The 17,307-nt window shown below is 41.2% G+C and carries 19 protein-coding genes and 1 pseudogene; 13 read left to right on the top strand and 7 right to left on the bottom strand.

The genetic code is table 11. The annotated features are described in order from the left end of the window. The coding region (locus tag GNF10_RS26890; protein ID WP_185592489.1) for a hypothetical protein at positions 1-240 on the top strand (240 nt) is incomplete at its 5' end. Between the two features lie 107 nt (positions 241-347). On the opposite strand, the gene lpxD is transcribed toward GNF10_RS26890, so the two are convergent. The 4 genes from lpxD to GNF10_RS26870 all read right to left on the bottom strand — a co-directional run bounded on the left by lpxD (position 348) and on the right by GNF10_RS26870 (position 3,484). Next, a complete protein-coding gene (lpxD, locus tag GNF10_RS26885) occupies positions 348-1,400 on the bottom strand; it encodes a UDP-3-O-(3-hydroxymyristoyl)glucosamine N-acyltransferase (RefSeq protein WP_185580600.1) in 1,053 nt (350 codons plus the stop codon). Between the two features lie 270 nt (positions 1,401-1,670). After that, on the bottom strand, positions 1,671-2,915 hold the full coding sequence (locus GNF10_RS26880; RefSeq protein WP_185581721.1) for an NAD(P)/FAD-dependent oxidoreductase: 1,245 nt from the start codon (positions 2,913-2,915) through the stop codon (positions 1,671-1,673). 52 nt (positions 2,916-2,967) lie between these two features. Beyond that, positions 2,968-3,129 carry a rubredoxin gene (rd, locus tag GNF10_RS26875; protein ID WP_185581720.1) on the bottom strand — a complete coding sequence of 54 codons (162 nt, stop codon included), beginning with the start codon at positions 3,127-3,129 and terminating at the stop codon, positions 2,968-2,970. 160 nt (positions 3,130-3,289) lie between these two features. Continuing rightward, complete coding sequence (locus GNF10_RS26870) at positions 3,290-3,484, bottom strand: hypothetical protein (protein ID WP_012410758.1); 195 nt, start codon at positions 3,482-3,484, stop codon at positions 3,290-3,292. A gap of 419 nt (positions 3,485-3,903) precedes the next feature. On the opposite strand from GNF10_RS26870, the gene GNF10_RS26865 reads away from it, so the two are divergent. After that, complete coding sequence (locus GNF10_RS26865) at positions 3,904-4,470, top strand: SRPBCC family protein (RefSeq protein ID WP_185581719.1); 567 nt, start codon at positions 3,904-3,906, stop codon at positions 4,468-4,470. A gap of 260 nt (positions 4,471-4,730) precedes the next feature. On the opposite strand, the gene clpB is transcribed toward GNF10_RS26865, so the two are convergent. Further along, positions 4,731-7,349 (bottom strand): ATP-dependent chaperone ClpB, encoded by a 2,619-nt coding sequence (clpB, locus tag GNF10_RS26860; protein WP_185581722.1) that lies wholly within the window; start codon positions 7,347-7,349, stop codon positions 4,731-4,733. A gap of 266 nt (positions 7,350-7,615) precedes the next feature. Between clpB and GNF10_RS26855 the strand changes: the two genes are divergently transcribed. Together GNF10_RS26855 and GNF10_RS26850 are read left to right on the top strand one after the other, a co-directional pair. Next, complete coding sequence (locus GNF10_RS26855; RefSeq protein WP_185581718.1) at positions 7,616-7,843, top strand: hypothetical protein; 228 nt, start codon at positions 7,616-7,618, stop codon at positions 7,841-7,843. Between the two features lie 208 nt (positions 7,844-8,051). Further along, positions 8,052-8,600, top strand: a complete 549-nt coding sequence (locus GNF10_RS26850) for a hypothetical protein (protein WP_185581717.1) — start codon at positions 8,052-8,054, stop codon at positions 8,598-8,600. Positions 8,601-8,941: 341 nt separating this feature from the next. Here GNF10_RS26850 and GNF10_RS38930 read toward each other — a convergent pair whose 3' ends face one another. After that, positions 8,942-9,100 carry a hypothetical protein gene (locus GNF10_RS38930; protein WP_260446065.1) on the bottom strand — a complete coding sequence of 53 codons (159 nt, stop codon included), beginning with the start codon at positions 9,098-9,100 and terminating at the stop codon, positions 8,942-8,944. A gap of 338 nt (positions 9,101-9,438) precedes the next feature. Between GNF10_RS38930 and GNF10_RS26840 the strand changes: the two genes are divergently transcribed. From GNF10_RS26840 to GNF10_RS26805, 9 genes and pseudogenes are all read left to right on the top strand, one after another. Next, positions 9,439-9,813 (top strand): hypothetical protein, encoded by a 375-nt coding sequence (locus GNF10_RS26840; protein ID WP_185581716.1) that lies wholly within the window; start codon positions 9,439-9,441, stop codon positions 9,811-9,813. A gap of 54 nt (positions 9,814-9,867) precedes the next feature. Further along, positions 9,868-10,122 carry a TIGR02450 family Trp-rich protein gene (locus GNF10_RS26835; RefSeq protein WP_185581715.1) on the top strand — a complete coding sequence of 85 codons (255 nt, stop codon included), beginning with the start codon at positions 9,868-9,870 and terminating at the stop codon, positions 10,120-10,122. A 212-nt stretch (positions 10,123-10,334) separates the two neighbouring features. Continuing rightward, positions 10,335-10,472 carry a hypothetical protein gene (locus GNF10_RS26830; RefSeq protein WP_185592491.1) on the top strand — a complete coding sequence of 46 codons (138 nt, stop codon included), beginning with the start codon at positions 10,335-10,337 and terminating at the stop codon, positions 10,470-10,472. A 309-nt stretch (positions 10,473-10,781) separates the two neighbouring features. Then, positions 10,782-11,648, top strand: coding sequence for a ferredoxin:protochlorophyllide reductase (ATP-dependent) iron-sulfur ATP-binding protein (gene bchL / locus GNF10_RS26825; protein WP_012410753.1), 867 nt, complete (start codon positions 10,782-10,784; stop codon positions 11,646-11,648). Positions 11,649-11,680: 32 nt separating this feature from the next. After that, a complete protein-coding gene (locus GNF10_RS26820; protein WP_185581434.1) occupies positions 11,681-12,472 on the top strand; it encodes a DUF5331 domain-containing protein in 792 nt (263 codons plus the stop codon). 221 nt (positions 12,473-12,693) lie between these two features. Next, complete coding sequence (locus GNF10_RS26815; protein WP_185581433.1) at positions 12,694-14,097, top strand: ferredoxin:protochlorophyllide reductase (ATP-dependent) subunit N; 1,404 nt, start codon at positions 12,694-12,696, stop codon at positions 14,095-14,097. Positions 14,098-14,259: 162 nt separating this feature from the next. Then, the gene (locus GNF10_RS26810) at positions 14,260-15,174 is read left to right on the top strand and encodes a nucleotidyl transferase AbiEii/AbiGii toxin family protein (RefSeq protein ID WP_185607275.1); all 915 of its coding nucleotides are present in this window, start codon (positions 14,260-14,262) and stop codon (positions 15,172-15,174) included. A gap of 35 nt (positions 15,175-15,209) precedes the next feature. Next, positions 15,210-15,376: pseudogene (locus GNF10_RS38925) on the top strand (AbrB family transcriptional regulator); the annotation flags it as partial. Between the two features lie 75 nt (positions 15,377-15,451). Beyond that, entirely contained in the window at positions 15,452-15,679 is a 228-nt protein-coding gene (locus GNF10_RS26805) for a hypothetical protein (protein WP_185582150.1), read from the top strand. A 13-nt stretch (positions 15,680-15,692) separates the two neighbouring features. Here the strand turns inward: GNF10_RS26805 and GNF10_RS26800 are convergent, their stop codons facing one another. After that, complete coding sequence (locus tag GNF10_RS26800; RefSeq protein ID WP_185582149.1) at positions 15,693-16,973, bottom strand: hypothetical protein; 1,281 nt, start codon at positions 16,971-16,973, stop codon at positions 15,693-15,695. Positions 16,974-17,307: the final 334 nt, after the last annotated feature.

Genomic DNA, 17,307 nt, shown 5'->3' with positions numbered 1-17,307 from the left:
GACGTGAAACGCTGTTGCGGCAACGATAGTTTAGGGGTCGCCCTACGCAAAAATAGCTCGGTGCCAGGGATATTATTCAGAAAAGCCTTCTCAACATTAATTGAGAAGGCTTTTCTTTTTCAGGAAGTTATTTCACCAGATGATCGCGATTTTCAAACTATTGTGGGTTATGCTATGGCAATTTTAGATAAATTGCGATCGCTGACCCTAAATCCAATAATAGAAAATGAGCGGACTTGAACCATCAGTTAGCCCAGAACTTAAGTTCTGGACTAGATGTAGATCAGTTTAATACTTTAACTGTTACAAAAATGTGGTTAATTCCAAGGTTCTGCTTTCTGCCTCCTTCAATCATTGCTATTTTTTAATTTACGTTGCAATTGTTTTAGCGATTGATACATATCTGGTAAGCGACTATAAACAGCACATACCTTGAGATATAGTTTGTAAGGAATGGCTGGAGTTCCTGAGACAATTTCTCCTGGTGCAACATCGCTGTGAATTCCAGTTTGAGCAGATGCGATCGCACCATCTCCCATTTTCACTTGATTGGCTATTCCTACTTGTCCAGCTAAAATAACGCGATTCCCCAGCTTAACACCCCCCGCCATACCAGCCTGACCTGCAATAGCACAGCCAGAACCAATTTGGCAGCCATGACCTATTTGTACTAAGTTATCAATTACTGTATTGCGGCCTACCCGTGTTTCTCCGACTGCTGGGCGGTCAATAGCGGTGTTACAGCCAACTACCACCCCATCTTCTAAGACTGTATAGCCAGATTGTTCCATTTTTAACCAACCAGTACGGCTAGGAACAAAACCAAAGCCTTCTGCACCAATGACTGCACCACTGTGAATCACACAATCTGCACCGATGCGGGTGCGTTCGTGAATAGTACAGTTGGCGTGTAAGATGGTGCGATCGCCGATTTTGGTATCTGGATAGATCACCACATTGGGATGAATAATTGCACTATCGCCAATTTCCACGCCTTCCTGAATCACAGCATGGGGACCAACGTAAACATCACTACCAACTTTTGCACTGGAGTGAATTACAGCAGTGGGATGAATTTCTGGAACGGGGCGATATGGTTGGTAAAAAAGTGCGATCACTTTGGCAAATAACAGTCGCGGATCTGAGGTCGATATCCAGACAATACCGTTCTCTTGTGCAAGCTCCTGTAATTTTTCATCTTGGGGCAAAATTAAAGCTGTAGCATTGGTCTTACTGACAAAAGACCCAAATTTTGGCCCTTCTACGTAGCTGAGAGTACCGTTAGTGGCTTCATCAATGGCTGCTACCCCTATAATTTCTGGGTCAAGGTCTGGGTTGCTAGTCAGGCTATGATTGGTGGCTGTTTCACCAAATTGGCTGATAATTTCGCTAAATTTCATTGTTGGGTGTGTTCAAAATTGACCTACAAAGGATGGTAGCTTTATTTTTGCCGCTTTGTACTAGCAAGATAATTAGTAATTAATATAGAGATTATTTCTCCTCTAGAAACTTCAAGTTTTGAAATGATTAATCATATATAAGAATTAAGAGAACGCTTGTTTAATAATAGAATAGTAAAAATCGTAATCTAGTACATTATTTTTAATAAGTTCGCAGTAAGGACTTTAGCCTTTGATTTCTAAGCACTAAAGTACTTACTACAAACTCTCTTAAGGTGTCTGGCTATTCGCCATTGCTATCCCTGCCAAATACCCGGTTGTCCAAGCACTTTGGAAGTTAAACCCACCGGTAACGCCATCAATATCTAAGATTTCTCCAGCAAAATAAAGGCCAGGAACTAACCTACTTTCCATTGTCTTGAAGTTGACTTCTTTGAGGTTAACGCCGCCACAGGTAACAAATTCTTCTTTAAAGGCTCCTTTGCCGTTGATTAAGTATTGTCCTTGAGTCAGTTCTTGCACCAGTTGATTTAAGGTTTTGCTAGATATTTCTGCCCAACGGTCTTCTGTGGTAATGCCTGCACGGGCAATGATATATTGCCAGAGACGATGGGGTAAATCAACGCCGCGATGCAATGCGATCGCTTTCTTTCCCCATTCATCTTTAACTGCTAAAACTTTTTCTCGCACTTGTTCTTGGTGCATAAGGGGCAGCCAATTAATCAATAATTTGGCTTGATAGCGGCTTTCGTGTAAAACTCTCGCACCCCAAGCAGAAAGCTTTAAAACAGCCGGGCCACTCAAACCCCAGTGGGTAATCAGCAATGGCCCAGTTTGTTGTAATTGGGATTTTCCACCCGCAGATAACCTTAATTGGACAGGGTTAACGCTAACTCCAGCCAACTCTCGCAACTTTTGATCGAGAATGTTGAAGGTAAATAACGAGGGTACTGGCGGTTCTATTTGATGACCTAACTCGCGGACAATTTTATAACCGACAATACTACTGCCGGTGGCAAGAAGTAGGCGATCGCATTTAATCGTCTCTCCCGACTTGAGAAGAATATCAAACCCCTCATCTGTTGTACTTCGGTGAAACGAAGTTACGTGTGTACCGACACGGAGTTTTACCCCAGATGTCGCCACCGATTTAATCAGACATTCCACAATGGTTTCTGAAGTATTGGTGACAGGAAACATCCGGCCATCAGCTTCAGTTTTTAGATATACTCCACTAGCAGCAAACCAAGCTACTGTATCTTGAGGGCCAAAGCGAGTCAAAGCACCCCGCAAAGCTTTTGCACCTCTGGGGTAATTTTGTACTAACTCCTCCGCGTCAAAGCAAGCGTGAGTGACGTTGCAGCGTCCACCACCAGAAATTAGCACTTTCGCCAGTGGTTGACGACTGGCTTCGAGTAAAGTAACCTGGGCATCAGGATTGGCTTTAGCACAAGCGATCGCGCCAAAAAATCCCGCAGCCCCACCCCCAATAACTACGATTCGTAACGGTAGCAAGTTCTAAAATTTCTCAATAGCACGTACTTTACTAGGCTAGCCCTTATCTTCACTATTCAACTAGTTCAAATTGATCTTTGGTGGAACCACAAACCGGGCATACCCAATCATCTGGTATATCTTCAAAAGCTGTTCCCGACGCTATATCGCTATCTGGATCGCCGAATTCTGGGTCATATTCATAGCCGCAAACGGTACATATATACTTTGCCATGTTTCTTTCCCCTAATAAATTGTTGGCATCGCTTCCCTATTAAATACTTTTGGCAGTAAGTGAAAATGGTCACGCTACAATTCTTAAACGAGAGGATAAAGGCTTATCGGGTAAGGCGTGTAACCTTGGCGGCAATTTCCCAGATTATCAGAGATCCAGATTACAAACGCCACCAAGTCCTTTGGGCATAACTGATAATCCCGATCGCGATCGCCCCTAGTAGTAGTAGCAAAATTATTCCACCTGGAATAAAAGTAAGAATACCAAAGCCTCTCAGTACCCAAACGGCTACACTAACACCAAGAAGAATACCAAAAATCTGGATTAATCTACGATTTAAAGAAGATTGACTCACTTAATTTTCCTCTCAACTCAACAGAAATTAGACTTAATTTGACAATCAGATATGAAGTTATGATGAAGTTACAGTTTCATCATAAATAATACGTAAAAATCGAGAGATCCTATCCAGAGGTTGGGTAAGGTGCTTGATATTAAATAGTGTTTGTGCCATTCTAGCTGTTAAGAACTTAGTTTTTCATTTATAAATACTGTTATTATCAAGTTCACTTAAGTATTAATTGTGTTAATTGTGATCAGAGCTACAGGTTTTACAGTAAAGTAACTGAAATAATTACCAAAAACTCACCCTTTCCGGAAAGGATCGGGATTACACTGGAACTAAAATTTAATGGGTTGGATCTAAATCAAGTTTTATAGCTTGTAGTTTCAATTCTATTTAGGTGGATGAGTTGAGGAGTAACTAAAATCATTATGTCTGCGTCTCATATCTCAGACTCAATTATTGCAGGTTCAGATATGGCTTGGAGTCAAGATAAACAAAAGTTGCTGGTACAGGGTGAAATTTTGGTAGAAACGCGATCGCACAAGGCGTGTGGTGGCGCAGTGACAGCCTGGATGTATTTGCCGATGGTGCGATCGCAAGTTTGGCAGCAATTAACTGATTATCCCCGGTGGGTGCAATATTTTCCTGATATCACTAAAAGCGAGATATCACACAAAGGTGAAGTTAAGCGCCTATATCAAGCAGCACAAAAAGCCTTTTTCTTTTTCACGGCTCAAGTGGAAATTTACCTCAACGTTGTAGAAGTGCTGGGGCAACAAATCCAATTTCGCATGGAGAAAGGGACTTTTGAGGATTTTAACGCCAATTTAGAACTCAAAGATTGCGGAAATGGCACGTTGCTTGCTTATACTGTGCAAGCTACACCTCTGATTCCTATCCCATCAATTTTCATTCAACAAGCAATGAACTTTGAGTTGCCTGCCAATATGCGTAAAATGCGACAAGTGATGTGTAAGGGTCAAAATAATTCGTAATTCGTAATTCGTAATGGGCTACGCTAACGTAATTCGTAATTATTACCTTACAAATGCTTGATAAAAAAACGCCAAGACGCTCTTGCTTGACTTGGCGTTTTGGCGTGAGATGATCTTCAAGTAAGAGGATAAGGGATAAGCTCTCACTCAAGCCACCTTGTCTCTCCTACCTCCCCCTGCTCCCGTTGGCTACGCTACTTCGACTGCGATCAGTACAAGTCACGGCAAGCCTGCTTCCTGCTCCCCTGCCTCTTTTTCAATTAGCTGCTAAACACCTCAACGGGTAAGCGACTAAAAGAAAGACGCTCATTTTGCACATCTACAAAGATAGTGTCGCCGTTGTTGAATTCACCGCGCAAAATAGCTTTGGCAATTTGAGTTTCTAACTCTCGCTGAATCGCGCGCTTCAGTGGACGCGCCCCATACACTGGGTCATACCCTACTTCTGCTAAAAAGTCAAGTGCTATATCCGAGAGTTTGAGGGATATTTTGCGATCGGCCAATCTTTGACGTAATCTTTGTACTTGCAACAGCACAATCTGCCGTAATTCCTTCTTATCTAAACCGTGGAAGATGATGATTTCGTCAATCCGGTTGAGGAATTCTGGACGGAAGCTATTCCGCATCGCTTCCATGACTCGACGGCGCATTTCGTCGTAGTGAGCGTTATCCCCAGCGACATCAAGAATGTATTGCGAACCGATGTTGCTAGTCATGATGATAATAGCGTTCTTGAAGTCCACCTTGTGACCTTGGGCATCAGTAACGCGACCATCATCGAGAATTTGCAAGAAGATATTAAAAACGTCAGGGTGGGCTTTCTCAATTTCGTCAAAGAGAATCACTGAGTAAGGACGGCGGCGAATCGCTTCTGTAAGTTGTCCGCCTTCTTCGTAACCCACATATCCTGGAGGCGCACCGATTAAACGGGAGACGGCGTGTTTCTCCATATATTCCGACATATCGATTCGCACCAGCGCATCTTCGCTATCAAACATATAGCCCGCCAGCGCTTTTGCCAACTCGGTTTTACCCACACCTGTCGGCCCAAGGAAAATAAAGCTAGCGATGGGACGATTGGGATCAGCTAGTCCAGCACGCGATCGCTGAATTGCATCCGCTACGGCTGTGACTGCTTCTTCTTGTCCAATCACGCGGTGGTGTAGTTCATCTTCTAAATGCAGAAGTTTCTCTTTCTCAGATTCCACCAGCTTGCTGATGGGAATTCCTGTCCATTTAGAAATAATTTCGGCAATATCAGCTTCTGTGACTTCTTCCCGTAATAGTGATTTTCCACTTCTTTGGGCGCTTGCTAATTCAGCTTCTACTGCTTCTAACTGACGATGCAAACTGGTTAAATTACCGTATTTCAACTCCGCAGCGCGGTTAAGGTCGTAATCGCGTTCTGCTTGCTGAATCTCTAAATTGACCCGTTCAATCTCTTTTTTAACAGACTGAATTTTGTCAATGATATCTTTTTCAGACTGCCATTGAGTATTTAGGGTTCTTTGTTCTTCTTTGAGATCGGCAATTTCTTTTTCTAGTCTTTCTAGACGTTCACGAGAAGCGGCATCGCTTTCTTTTTGCAGCGATAGCTTCTCCATTTCCAATTGCAGAATCTTACGATCGATTTCGTCGAGTTCTTCTGGTTTGGAGGTGATCTCCATTTTTAATCTGGCGGCGGCTTCGTCTACCAAGTCAATGGCTTTATCAGGGAGGAAGCGATCGCTAATATATCGACTCGACAATACGGCGGCGGCAACTAAAGCACTATCAGAAATCTTCACCCCGTGGTGGTTTTCATAACGTTCTCTCAACCCGCGCAAAATCGAAATACTATCTTCTACACTAGGTTGATCGACATAAACTTGCTGGAAGCGTCTTTCTAGTGCGGCATCCTTTTCGATATGTTTGCGGTATTCATCCAAAGTTGTCGCCCCAATACAGCGCAATTCACCCCGCGCCAACATCGGTTTTAATAAGTTACCAGCATCCATCGCGCCTTGGGTTGCACCAGCGCCGACAACGGTGTGAATTTCATCAATAAATAAAACAATATTGCCGCCAGATTCAGTAACTTCTTTTAATACTGCTTTCAGGCGTTCTTCAAATTCACCCCGGAATTTTGCCCCCGCAATCAAAGCACCCATATCTAAAGAAATTAGCTTGCGGTCTTTGAGGGACTGGGGTACATCACCTGCGATAATGCGCTGTGCTAATCCTTCAGCGATCGCAGTTTTACCAACACCCGGTTCACCAATTAGCACAGGATTATTCTTGGTGCGCCGAGACAGAATTTGGACAGTGCGGCGAATCTCATCATCCCGCCCAATCACTGGATCGAGTTGACCTTTACGCGCGGCTTCTGTGAGATCACGCCCGTATTTTTCCAGTGCTTCGTATTTGCCTTCTGGATTTTGGTCGGTCACTTTTTGGCTCCCCCGAACTTGTTTAATAATATCTTTTAGTTTGCCTTCGTCTAAACTGAATTCTTGGAATAAAGCTTTGCCAAAGCGGTCATCTTTAGCGTAAGCCAGCAATAAGTGTTCAATTGAAATATATTCATCTTGAAACTCTTTGCGATACACATCTGCTCGATCTAGAAGTGTATCTAAGCTGCGTCCCAAGTAAACAGAACTGCTAGTACCAGATACTTTTGGCTGACGTTGAAAAAATTGTTCGGTGCGATCGCGCAGTTTTTGGAGGTTAACACCCGCTTTGGTGAGAATCCCAGTTGCTAGACCATCTTGTTCTAGCAGCGCTTTCATCAGGTGTTCGCTTTCAATTTGCTGTTGTTGATATTGTTTAACAATATCGGGGGTATGGGCGATCGCTTCCCAGGCTTTTTCTGTAAATTGGTTAGGATTAGTAGGTTGCATAGGCTTTTTCAGGAACGTAGAGGCGTAGTGGTGAAGCAGCGCGGTCTTGGGGGTTTCCCCCATGAGCGACTGCTGAACCCGGAGGGTTTGTCGCAGGCTACCACCAGAACACCAAGTAAAGAAAATTTCTACTCTCAATAGATATTGTATGAACAGGATAGCGATCGCCTAGATCGGTGTTCACATCTTGAAAAAGTGGTATTTTCCCCTAGTTCCGATTTTCATACGTGCGATTCTTGTTCATTGCACAACAACCGGAGTAGGTTATGGAACCCACGGTTTCAATTACCGATTTGCGGAGTGTCAGTAGATGCGCTCTTATGTGCGATGGCGCAAGCGTCCATGTAGGCGATCGCATTAGTCGGGTTTATTCCAGTGAGCGCTTAGGATTCGGTACAGAGGTTTTTGGAGTCGCTCTGGAAGCTGAATCGTGCTTACTTGACGGCGCTGAAGCAGAAAGTGTTGCGTGTGCTGAGTTGGAAACTAGCAGCTAATGTAACAAGGGAATAATGCAACAATGCTGGAAATCAATGTTCGTGCCAGTAATCCGAAAACTTTTGCGCTGCTTTGGCGATGTCTACACCCGCAGAAAAATCTAATTTTGAAAATCAAATTGCATATTTGCATATTTAATGAAAAAACTACTGAATATTCCTTTAGATAGAGGTTTTTCAACGTCTACTTACTTAAGGAGGAAAAATAATGAATCAATTCAAATATTCCAAGAAGATTTTTGGCTTTATTGCTATTTTACTCGTAATTTGTGCAACTTTCTTTCCTAGAATGGCAATTGCAGATTCACTGGCTGCGCCTATCAAGTCAGGTTGTACCGTCGTAGGTGATGTAAGAATAATACCAGATCCAACTGACCCTAATAAAATCGATGTTCTACCACCGACTGTGATAGTTAACAATGTCAATGGATGTAGCTTCAGCGCTAACGCGATGAAATTACCACAAGCTCTGAGGGTTGAAAAAGCTATTATAAAGTTACCTGCGGGTGTCACTGGGGTTGTTAAAAGCCTTCAGATCAGCAAAGTCGATGATAAAGGCAATAAAACAGTCATTTATGGCTGTTCTAATTTAAAAGTTCAGAATGGTACGGATTTAAATGTATCTTGTGGCGGGCCATCTTACTTACCACCGAACCAGTCCTTGCAATATAATGCAACTATTGCAGACTTTAAGCGAGGGACTAAGTTTGCCATTACGCTGGTAGCATCAGAGTCTAAACAACTAGATTTGCAGTAAATATACATCTGTTACACCAAAAAACCTATTTAGTGTAACAAGTAAAACCGCTTAGTACAAAAATGTTTGCTCCTTCCTAGCCGAAACTAAAAAAGAGGGGCGTACCACCTTAATTTTAAGCGGAGCCAACTGTATGGCATACACTGCCCGTAATTAGCTCTAAATCCCCCGGTTGAACAACTGAAGCATTCCAGTCGTGGGTAGAAAACAGTTTAGTTCTATGTTTTATCAAGAATCGTATACCAAATAAAGTATACGATTCTTTATTAAGTCAACATAATTAAATGACTAGCTCGCTGACTTAATTTTGATATAACTCCTATTTATTTCTGGCTAAGACTCTAGCTTTCCCCGGAACTCAGTTCTAATAAATTTGGTGTAGTAATAAAGCCAAAGTAAATGGCGATCGCAGCAGTAATACCATGAAGCCAAATGTCATTGAATTCACCAGCAGCCATCAAAGAAACGCTCAAAGCTTTTTTGATTAATATTGATGACATTCTAGAGATGCTTATTAAACAAAATTCTTCATAAGAAAGAGATTTAGAGCAGTCCAAACTATATTTAAAAAATGTGAAATGGTCAAGTAGATATTTCATAAGGCCAATTACACTCAATCGCATTGAAAACAGCTTACCCCTGAAAGCTAAGGCTTAGTATTTTTTTCTTAGAATGTATGGGTAACTGTCTTAACAATATCTATTAGAGACATGGTGATAAACAAAATTACTCCTTCATAAGCAGGAATCTAAACGCGTACACTAAGTATGACGTATTAAATCTACCTTGCCCCCATACAGAGTTACCATGATCCCAGGTCGCATAGTGGATGCTGAAAATGATTGACCCCTACGACTTTGAAGATGATGACTTTGACTTAGAGGATGAGGATTTCTTGAAAATAAAACCCATCAGCCAAATGACTGAAGGGGAAAAGCTACAGCGATTTAAGCGGTTCTTCGACAGCAGCAGCCGTGTGATGTTGCAAGACTGTCTATTTCGCATCGTTAATGATGAAGATGGTACGGGTACGTTAGAAATTCTTTGCCCTAATGAAGTTGTAAGACAACGCCTTTCCAAGAAAAAGCGCAAAATTACCAACAATATCAATACCTGCTGGAGCCATATCAGATGGTTTTCGCTATGCGTTCAGCAAGATAATGAGTTGGATTGCCAGAAGTTTACCCGTAACGGCGATTTGGTGACATCTTAATTGGGGAATGGGAATAGGGAATGGGGGAGGCTAAATGACAAATGACAATGACAAATGACTAAAAAACAAAAATTTCCTTATTTAGTTGGTTCTAAGTGGACGGCACAGCAAAAAGTTGATGGTTGGAGACACTTCCAAGTTGTCAATCGGAAAAATCAGGGTAAGTGGGTTTATGCCGAAATGGTTGCTTCTTGCGATCCTAAAGTCCGTTTTTGGATAAATGCCAAATTATTACAAGATAACTCCCAGTGGCAAGCTGGCTGGCAAACATTAAAAGAAATCCAGGAAATTAAAACTGAGGTGTCCTAATTACCTTACTTACATAGACTGAAATAAATTAAGGCTTACGCACACTCTACGTTTCTTCTCTTACTCTTAGCCCACGCAGGTGGGCTAAATTTATGTAGCCACAAATCCTATTCACTCGGCTTAGACTTAGAAAATATTTGCAAAATTAATAATATTTTACAAAATCATACTCACTCACTCTCAAGCAGCAATTACATGGTTGTGACTACCGAGTGAAAACTGGCAATTTATCTGCGATCGCAAATCTCACCAGTATTTCCAGCATCATGCTGCATATACCTCTGTTTGCCCTTGCACCTGTGGCTCAATGCCCTGAAAACACGTTGCAGGAACATCAACTAATTCTATGAAAACCATTTAAAAAAGCCAATTCCATATTTTTGCTTTTTGGAACTATTTTTATAAAAATAGATAATAAAAACTTTTTATAGATGAATTTTAAAGCTAAATAAGACTTATTAGCTCATAAAAACTAAAATACCCCTAATTAAGTTCTAATTCATTGGATAAAACCGTTTTATAAATTAAGAGCCACTTTCTTTTCTATGTAATTTGCCCAATAATGACATCAACAGACCTCACGCATCGCCATCTCAGGAAAGGTGAAGGCAAATGTTTGAGCCACAAGTTTGACAAGAAGCTATAAGAGGGAAACAACAGTGAAACTAGCAGTCTACGGAAAAGGTGGTATCGGTAAATCCACAACTAGCTGTAACATATCCGTCGCCCTAGCTAAACGTGGCAAGAAAGTGCTGCAAATTGGCTGCGACCCAAAACATGACAGCACCTTCACCCTGACTGGGTTTTTGATTCCCACAATCATCGACACCCTCCAAGAAAAGGATTATCACTACGAAGATGTCTGGCCAGAAGATGTGATTTATAAAGGCTACGGCGGTGTGGATTGCGTAGAAGCTGGTGGGCCACCTGCGGGTGCTGGATGTGGCGGATACGTAGTCGGTGAAACCGTAAAATTACTTAAAGAACTCAACGCCTTTGATGAGTACGATGTAATTCTCTTTGACGTTCTGGGTGACGTAGTTTGTGGTGGTTTTGCAGCACCACTCAACTATGCAGATTACTGCCTGATTGTTACAGACAACGGCTTTGATGCCTTATTTGCTGCCAATCGGATCGCTGCTTCAGTCCGCGAAAAAGCAAGAACTCACCCACTGCGTCTAGCAGGGTTGATTGGCAATAGAACCTCCAAGCGCGACTTGATTGAAAAATATATAGAAGCTGTGCCAATGCCAGTTTTGGAAGTTTTACCTTTGATTGAAGATATCCGTGTTTCCCGTGTGAAAGGTAAGACTTTGTTTGAGATGGCAGAGCAAGATCCTTCCCTAGACTACGTTTGCGACTACTATCTCAACATCGCCGACCAAATTCTAGCGCGTCCCGAAGGTGTTGTACCTAACGACACACCAGATCGGGAGTTGTTCTCTTTGTTATCCGATTTTTATCTAAATCCGGGTAAACCCCAGGTTCCTAATTCAGAAGAGGAACTAGACTTGATGATTGTATAAATCACCAAGTTCTCAGGATGGGGGACAATAATATGGCTTTCTTTCACAGCTTTACGGATTCAATAAAACAAAAGTGGTTGCAATTTTTCCAGAATAATCGAGACTGGATTACCCTGCACATGGAAGTGGAATCAGTCTACACCCCTGATGGCGGGAAGCGACCACCTTCTTACCTCATCCTGGGAGTTCTTAACGCCCTAGAGCCAAAACTAGCGCAGTTAATGTTGCCCTTTGCCAAACTTAATCCTGATGCCGATACCCTGATTGAGGTGCTGGATTTGCATTTTGACCCAGATTTTGCTCTCGGTAATCGCTTTCTCGTCAACCCAGATGTAGAGAAGTACGCAGAAGAAGCAGCAGATATCATTGACGAAAAGCCTGAAGAAGAAACATTCACGCATTCTCATACAAATGGCTTTGCATCAGTGGCGGTAGTTCAAGAGTTCGCAATGGTGGATTCTGATGAGCAAAATCTGGAAATCAGCGCGTTGGAAGAAACCGAAAATGGCTTTGGCGATATTTCCTTATCCAACGGACACGCTTTCAAAGATGAGTCTCTCGAAACCTCTAATTTAGAAGCAGATGAGTTTGGGGAAATTGCTTTCGATACAGATGCAACAGCTGTAATGGAAGTAAAGCTGGATGATGAGGTGCTTGAAGATATTCCACTAGATGAGAATGCGTTTAAAGACGTGTTATCAGATGTCTGGGGTGATGAAACAGCTTTGCAAAAGGCTGAAGAGAATAACGATTTTTTGGGGGAAGAACTGCCAGCAGGCGTTTTTGATGAATCAGAAATTGCCCGTCTCTTCCCCAACGCTTAATTATTGCCGTTCTTCGCAATTTTAAGTTTTAGATTTGGAGTTTTGGATGAGGAATTAGGGAAATTGTCGTTAGACAGCGGATACTTTTGTTGTCCCAGCCTTCAATCCAAAATTATCAATCGTTCGACTGAGCGTTCGCGTAGCGTCTCGGAGAGAAGCCGAAGTCTAAAATCTGAAATTGGTTGAACTGCCATTAAATATCAAGGGGAGAAAAAACCAAAATGACTATCGCTCAACAACCAGAAGCTTTAAGCTTCGAATGTGAAACTGGAAATTACCATACCTTTTGCCCAATTAGCTGCGTGGCGTGGTTATACCAAAAAATTGAAGATAGCTTCTTTTTGGTAATTGGGACAAAAACTTGTGGCTACTTTCTGCAAAACGCGATGGGGGTGATGATTTTTGCTGAACCCCGCTATGCAATGGCAGAGTTGGAAGAGGGCGATATTTCGGCACAGCTGAATGATTATGAAGAGTTAAAGCGGTTGTGCTTGCAAATTAAACGCGATCGCAATCCTAGTGTAATTGTCTGGATTGGTACTTGCACCACCGAAATTATCAAAACAGATTTGGAAGGCTTGGCACCGAAGCTGGAATCTGAAATCGGGATTCCCATCGTTGTAGCGCGTGCAAATGGTCTAGATTACGCCTTCACCCAAGGGGAAGACACCGTATTGGCAGCAATGGCTAACCGTTGTCCTGATAAAGCTCCTGTGGCGGAAACAGAGAAAATTGAACGAAATGCGATCGCTAAATTGCTCAACTTCGGTAAGAAGAAAGAAGATGTCGCCCAAGATGAATCTGAGTACGTAGATCATCCACCACTGGTTCTCTTTGGCTCCCTTCCCGACCCCGTAGTTACTCAGTTAACCTTAGAACTGAAGAAACAAGGCATCAAAGTTTCCGGCTGGCTACCCGCGAAGCGCTTCACAGAATTGCCAGTCTTGGAAGAAGGGTATTATGTCGCTGGTGTCAACCCATTCCTCAGCCGCACAGCTACCACCTTAATGCGCCGCCGCAAGTGTAAACTCATTGGCGCACCCTTCCCCATTGGCCCCGATGGTACTCGCGCTTGGATTGAGAAAATCTGCTCGGTGTTTGGTATTACTCCCAAGGGCTTGGATGAACGGGAAGCCCAAATTTGGGCAGGTTTGGAAGATTACGTGAAACTGATTCGCGGTAAGTCTGTATTCTTCATGGGTGATAACTTGCTGGAAGTTTCCCAAGCAAGATTCTTAATCCGTTGTGGGATGACAGTTCACGAAATCGGCATTCCCTACATGGATAAGCGCTATCAAGCTGCTGAGTTGGCATTGCTGGAGAAAACTTGCCAAGAAATGAATTCACCTCTGCCAAGGATTGTAGAGAAGCCGGATAATTACAATCAACTTCAACGGATTTATGAGTTGAAACCAGATTTGGTAATTACTGGTATGGCTCACGCAAATCCGTTGGAAGCACGCGGTATTAATACCAAGTGGTCTGTAGAGTTCACTTTTGCTCAAATTCACGGCTTTACAAATGCGCGTGACATGTTAGAGTTGGTGACTCGTCCGCTACGTCGGAATAATAATTTGAAAGATTTGGGTTGGGATAAGTTGGTAAGAGAAGAAGCGAAGATTTAGATTTTGGTTTGGATTTAGCAACAGCATATAATTAAGGCGAACTTTTTGGGTTCGCCTTTTTTGTCTCACAAAGGCGCAAAGGAAGAGCTACTAAAAATAGTTATAATCAGGTGGATATCGCTAAATTATAACTTAGAGAAAATTTAACCATTAGAGTTAATTATGCTTAAGCTCAATCCACAAAAGCTACCATTTCTAGAGTCTATTGGTTGGCAGCTAAAAAATGTATATGAAATGAGTGAGAAAGAAATTGTTCAATTGTATCAACGCAATTGGCATCATCAAACTACCTTCAAAAATTTAAAACAAGAAGAAAAGGATTTTGTTCATTATTTAGCAAAAAAATATAACTCCTGGATATTACCGGATTTTGAAATGTTTCATGTCGATCATCATAATAATATACTTAAAATCCTTAATGCTTTCAATCCAGAAGTTTTCAAAAAAGCTTCTGCATACTTTGGCGGTGGTACACTCTTGGCGTTAGAATATGATGAATACAGGCTTAGTAAAGATATTGATTTCCTCTTCCCTTATGGAACTGAAAATTACAGATATTTAAGAAATTTGATTTGCGATGAAGGAATTGCAGCATTATTTCAAAGTACAACAGATATCGAATTAGGTGACAGTACAATAAATCAATATGGTATTCGTTTTCCTATTGTAGTCAATGAAACAACTATTAAAGTAGAAATTGTAGCCAATGGGATTTTTACTTTAGACTCTCCTGTTTATCCGAAATGGACAAAAATACCTTGTCTGAGTATAAGCGATAGATTTACATCAAAACTAATGGCTAATGCTGACCGATGGAACGATTCAAGTACACAATCTAGAGATTTGATTGACTTAGCAATATTGCGTGTAAATAACGAAATCCCCGCACGAGCGATGGCTAAAGCTGAAGAAAGCTACGAAGTAAAAAAGCCATTAGTAAAAGCCATCATTAATTTTACTGAAAAAGAAATATATAGAGATAAATGTTTTCATGAGTTAAACATACCTGAAGAAAAATTTCCACTAATAATGGATGGAATAAATTTGCTTCTTGTTGACTTTGAATCTATGAATTAAAGGAATTTAAAATCCAATCATCACTAGCAAACGAGCGAGAATTTATTATTATTAATATGGGTGATGGAAATTTTTAAAGCCTAAGAAACCTTTTCTAGAAACTAAGTTAGATGATGTAGCAGGTTGCTTAAAATATCAAGTAAAACCTAAAACCATTGAGGATATGGATAATGCAATTCGCCAAGGCATAGAGGAATCGTGATTTAAAAGTAGAAAACTGGCTCAAACCTGATTAAAAAAGCTAACAAGTTTCTATTCACTAACTCCAAAACTCACCATGACTCAAAAAACCTATCAACTCCCCCTAACCTTCGAGCAAATTCTTAATCTTGTCCTACAACTTCCCGCACAAGAACAAGAACAACTTATTCAAGAAATAAAGAAAACCTCTTCAAGTAATAAAGATGAAGATTTACTTAGTGTTTTTGACAGAATCGGCAGAAATGCTCAAGCTAAAGGATTAACCGAAGAAACTCTAGAAGAATTACTTGCCGATAAATCATAAACCTGTAATTAGTTCACATGGAAGGCTGTAACTCTAAAGGTTTAGATGGAATAATATACATTAATTCTGCACCGTCTGGTTTAATTTCTGTAGACGGAGTTAATTTAAGCCAGTCATGAAAGCTGATTCCTAGTTGGGATATTGCTTGTAGTTCTGTTTGATATGCTTCAAAACGGCGATTGGTTTCAATCATACATTCCATTACTTCAAATGCTTGAGGAAGACGTTTGTAAGCTTCTTTTTCAAATCTCCCTGTGAATGGAGTAGGATTTCCTCCGAATATGCCCCATTGAATTTCACTACGATCCACAATTGCCGATGGAAGGGAAGATAGCCATTCATCATGACTTTGAGTCAGTTTAAACATATTCTCGCGTTGTATCTCGAAAACTGTATTTTCATTAAAATTCGGGTCAATCCATTGGTAAATTTGGGTTAGTTTATGCAAATCAATCTGACCTTTAAATTGAGGATGTAAGTATGCTGCTGGATTAGAAGTAAGCATGACTTCAATATATTTTTGAAGCAGCAACCTGATAAATTTTGCCCCTTCTTGAAAACGACGAAGCGCTGTTTCATGTTCTTCTAGTTCTAAATGACAACGTGCTTCTGCAATATAGGCTAGAGATAATGTCAGTATATATTTGTCAATAATTGGGCTTTTCTGGGAAAGTTCATTAACTGTGTAATCTTTGTAAATATGTTCTGCTTCTAAGAAGCGATTGATAGCTTGTAAAGCGCTGCTTCTACGGTTTTCAACTCTAGTCATCGTAAAGGCATTAAGTGCTAATTCGATTCCAGCATGGAAGTTAGCATAGAAACTGAGGTCAATTTTGCGATTAATTTTATTTAACAATTCTGCTGCTTGTTTTAATTGGTTTTCTATCTCATTGATACGCTGCGATATAACAGCAAAACCCATTACAGAGACTCCAAGATTAAGTACACTAGCAGCACTAGTTATCTGCAAAATACCTTGAGTTACTTGTAAACTTTGCCCAATTACCCCTAAATCTTGTTCAATACCACCTAGTCGTCGATTAACATCAGCAAATCCTTTAGTTGAAATTGCTGCGTTTGCTCCTGAAACAATCAAATTGAGTACACCAGTAACAGGATTGGTAGCGAAAGACATAGCTTGAGGAGCAAGTGAGCGATTGTCCCGCAACCAAGTAACAATTTTCTTACTAGCTACTTCTCTAATTACACCTCCAACCCGTTCAAAAGTTCCATCTTTCAGCCCTTTAGCAATCCAATCAGTAAGCATAAAGGTTACTGTCACTGGTAAAGTCATAATCTTCTCCAAGTTGATAAATACTCAGTAGGGCTATATCTGGCAAAAAATCGCTTGGATTCTCCGCAGCAAATAACCGCGCTTTACTCAGTATTCCCAATTTGAGTTCTATTCTGTCTAATAGCGATCGCTCTTTTTAGCTATCGAGTCATTACCAGATGAGAAGGTTTTAGCTCTGTGCGATATGCAGATGGAAACTCAGCAGCAAGAGGTTTTCAGTGACTTGCAAGCGCGTTACCGAGAGGGACAACTTAATGACTCCCGGTTCGCCCATTTTTTCGGGAGTTAGAAGAAATGCTACTCAGGAGTAAAAGATTGACCACCAAGTTGAGTG

Origin of the sequence: Nostoc sp. UCD121, from assembly GCF_014222285.1 — a bacterium.
Taxonomy (GTDB): domain Bacteria; phylum Cyanobacteriota; class Cyanobacteriia; order Cyanobacteriales; family Nostocaceae; genus Nostoc.
The sequence above is the reverse complement of the archived record's forward strand: the minus strand, read 5'-3'. Positions and strand labels throughout refer to the sequence as shown.

Excerpts from the sequence above, each read along its gene's own strand:
- GNF10_RS26840 (WP_185581716.1), top strand. The coding sequence starts at position 9,439 with ATGATTGACCCCTACGACTTTGAAGATGATGACTTTGACTTAGAGGAT.
- GNF10_RS26815 (WP_185581433.1), top strand. The coding sequence starts at position 12,694 with ATGACTATCGCTCAACAACCAGAAGCTTTAAGCTTCGAATGTGAAACT.
- GNF10_RS26820 (WP_185581434.1), top strand. The coding sequence starts at position 11,681 with ATGGCTTTCTTTCACAGCTTTACGGATTCAATAAAACAAAAGTGGTTG.
- GNF10_RS26850 (WP_185581717.1), top strand. The coding sequence starts at position 8,052 with ATGAATCAATTCAAATATTCCAAGAAGATTTTTGGCTTTATTGCTATT.
- GNF10_RS26810 (WP_185607275.1), top strand. The coding sequence starts at position 14,260 with ATGCTTAAGCTCAATCCACAAAAGCTACCATTTCTAGAGTCTATTGGT.
- clpB (WP_185581722.1), bottom strand. The coding sequence starts at position 7,349 with ATGCAACCTACTAATCCTAACCAATTTACAGAAAAAGCCTGGGAAGCG.
- GNF10_RS26805 (WP_185582150.1), top strand. The coding sequence starts at position 15,452 with ATGACTCAAAAAACCTATCAACTCCCCCTAACCTTCGAGCAAATTCTT.
- GNF10_RS38930 (WP_260446065.1), bottom strand. The coding sequence starts at position 9,100 with ATGTCATCAATATTAATCAAAAAAGCTTTGAGCGTTTCTTTGATGGCT.
- lpxD (WP_185580600.1), bottom strand. The coding sequence starts at position 1,400 with ATGAAATTTAGCGAAATTATCAGCCAATTTGGTGAAACAGCCACCAAT.
- rd (WP_185581720.1), bottom strand. The coding sequence starts at position 3,129 with ATGGCAAAGTATATATGTACCGTTTGCGGCTATGAATATGACCCAGAA.
- GNF10_RS26800 (WP_185582149.1), bottom strand. The coding sequence starts at position 16,973 with ATGACTTTACCAGTGACAGTAACCTTTATGCTTACTGATTGGATTGCT.
- GNF10_RS26835 (WP_185581715.1), top strand. The coding sequence starts at position 9,868 with ATGACTAAAAAACAAAAATTTCCTTATTTAGTTGGTTCTAAGTGGACG.
- GNF10_RS26855 (WP_185581718.1), top strand. The coding sequence starts at position 7,616 with ATGGAACCCACGGTTTCAATTACCGATTTGCGGAGTGTCAGTAGATGC.
- GNF10_RS26865 (WP_185581719.1), top strand. The coding sequence starts at position 3,904 with ATGTCTGCGTCTCATATCTCAGACTCAATTATTGCAGGTTCAGATATG.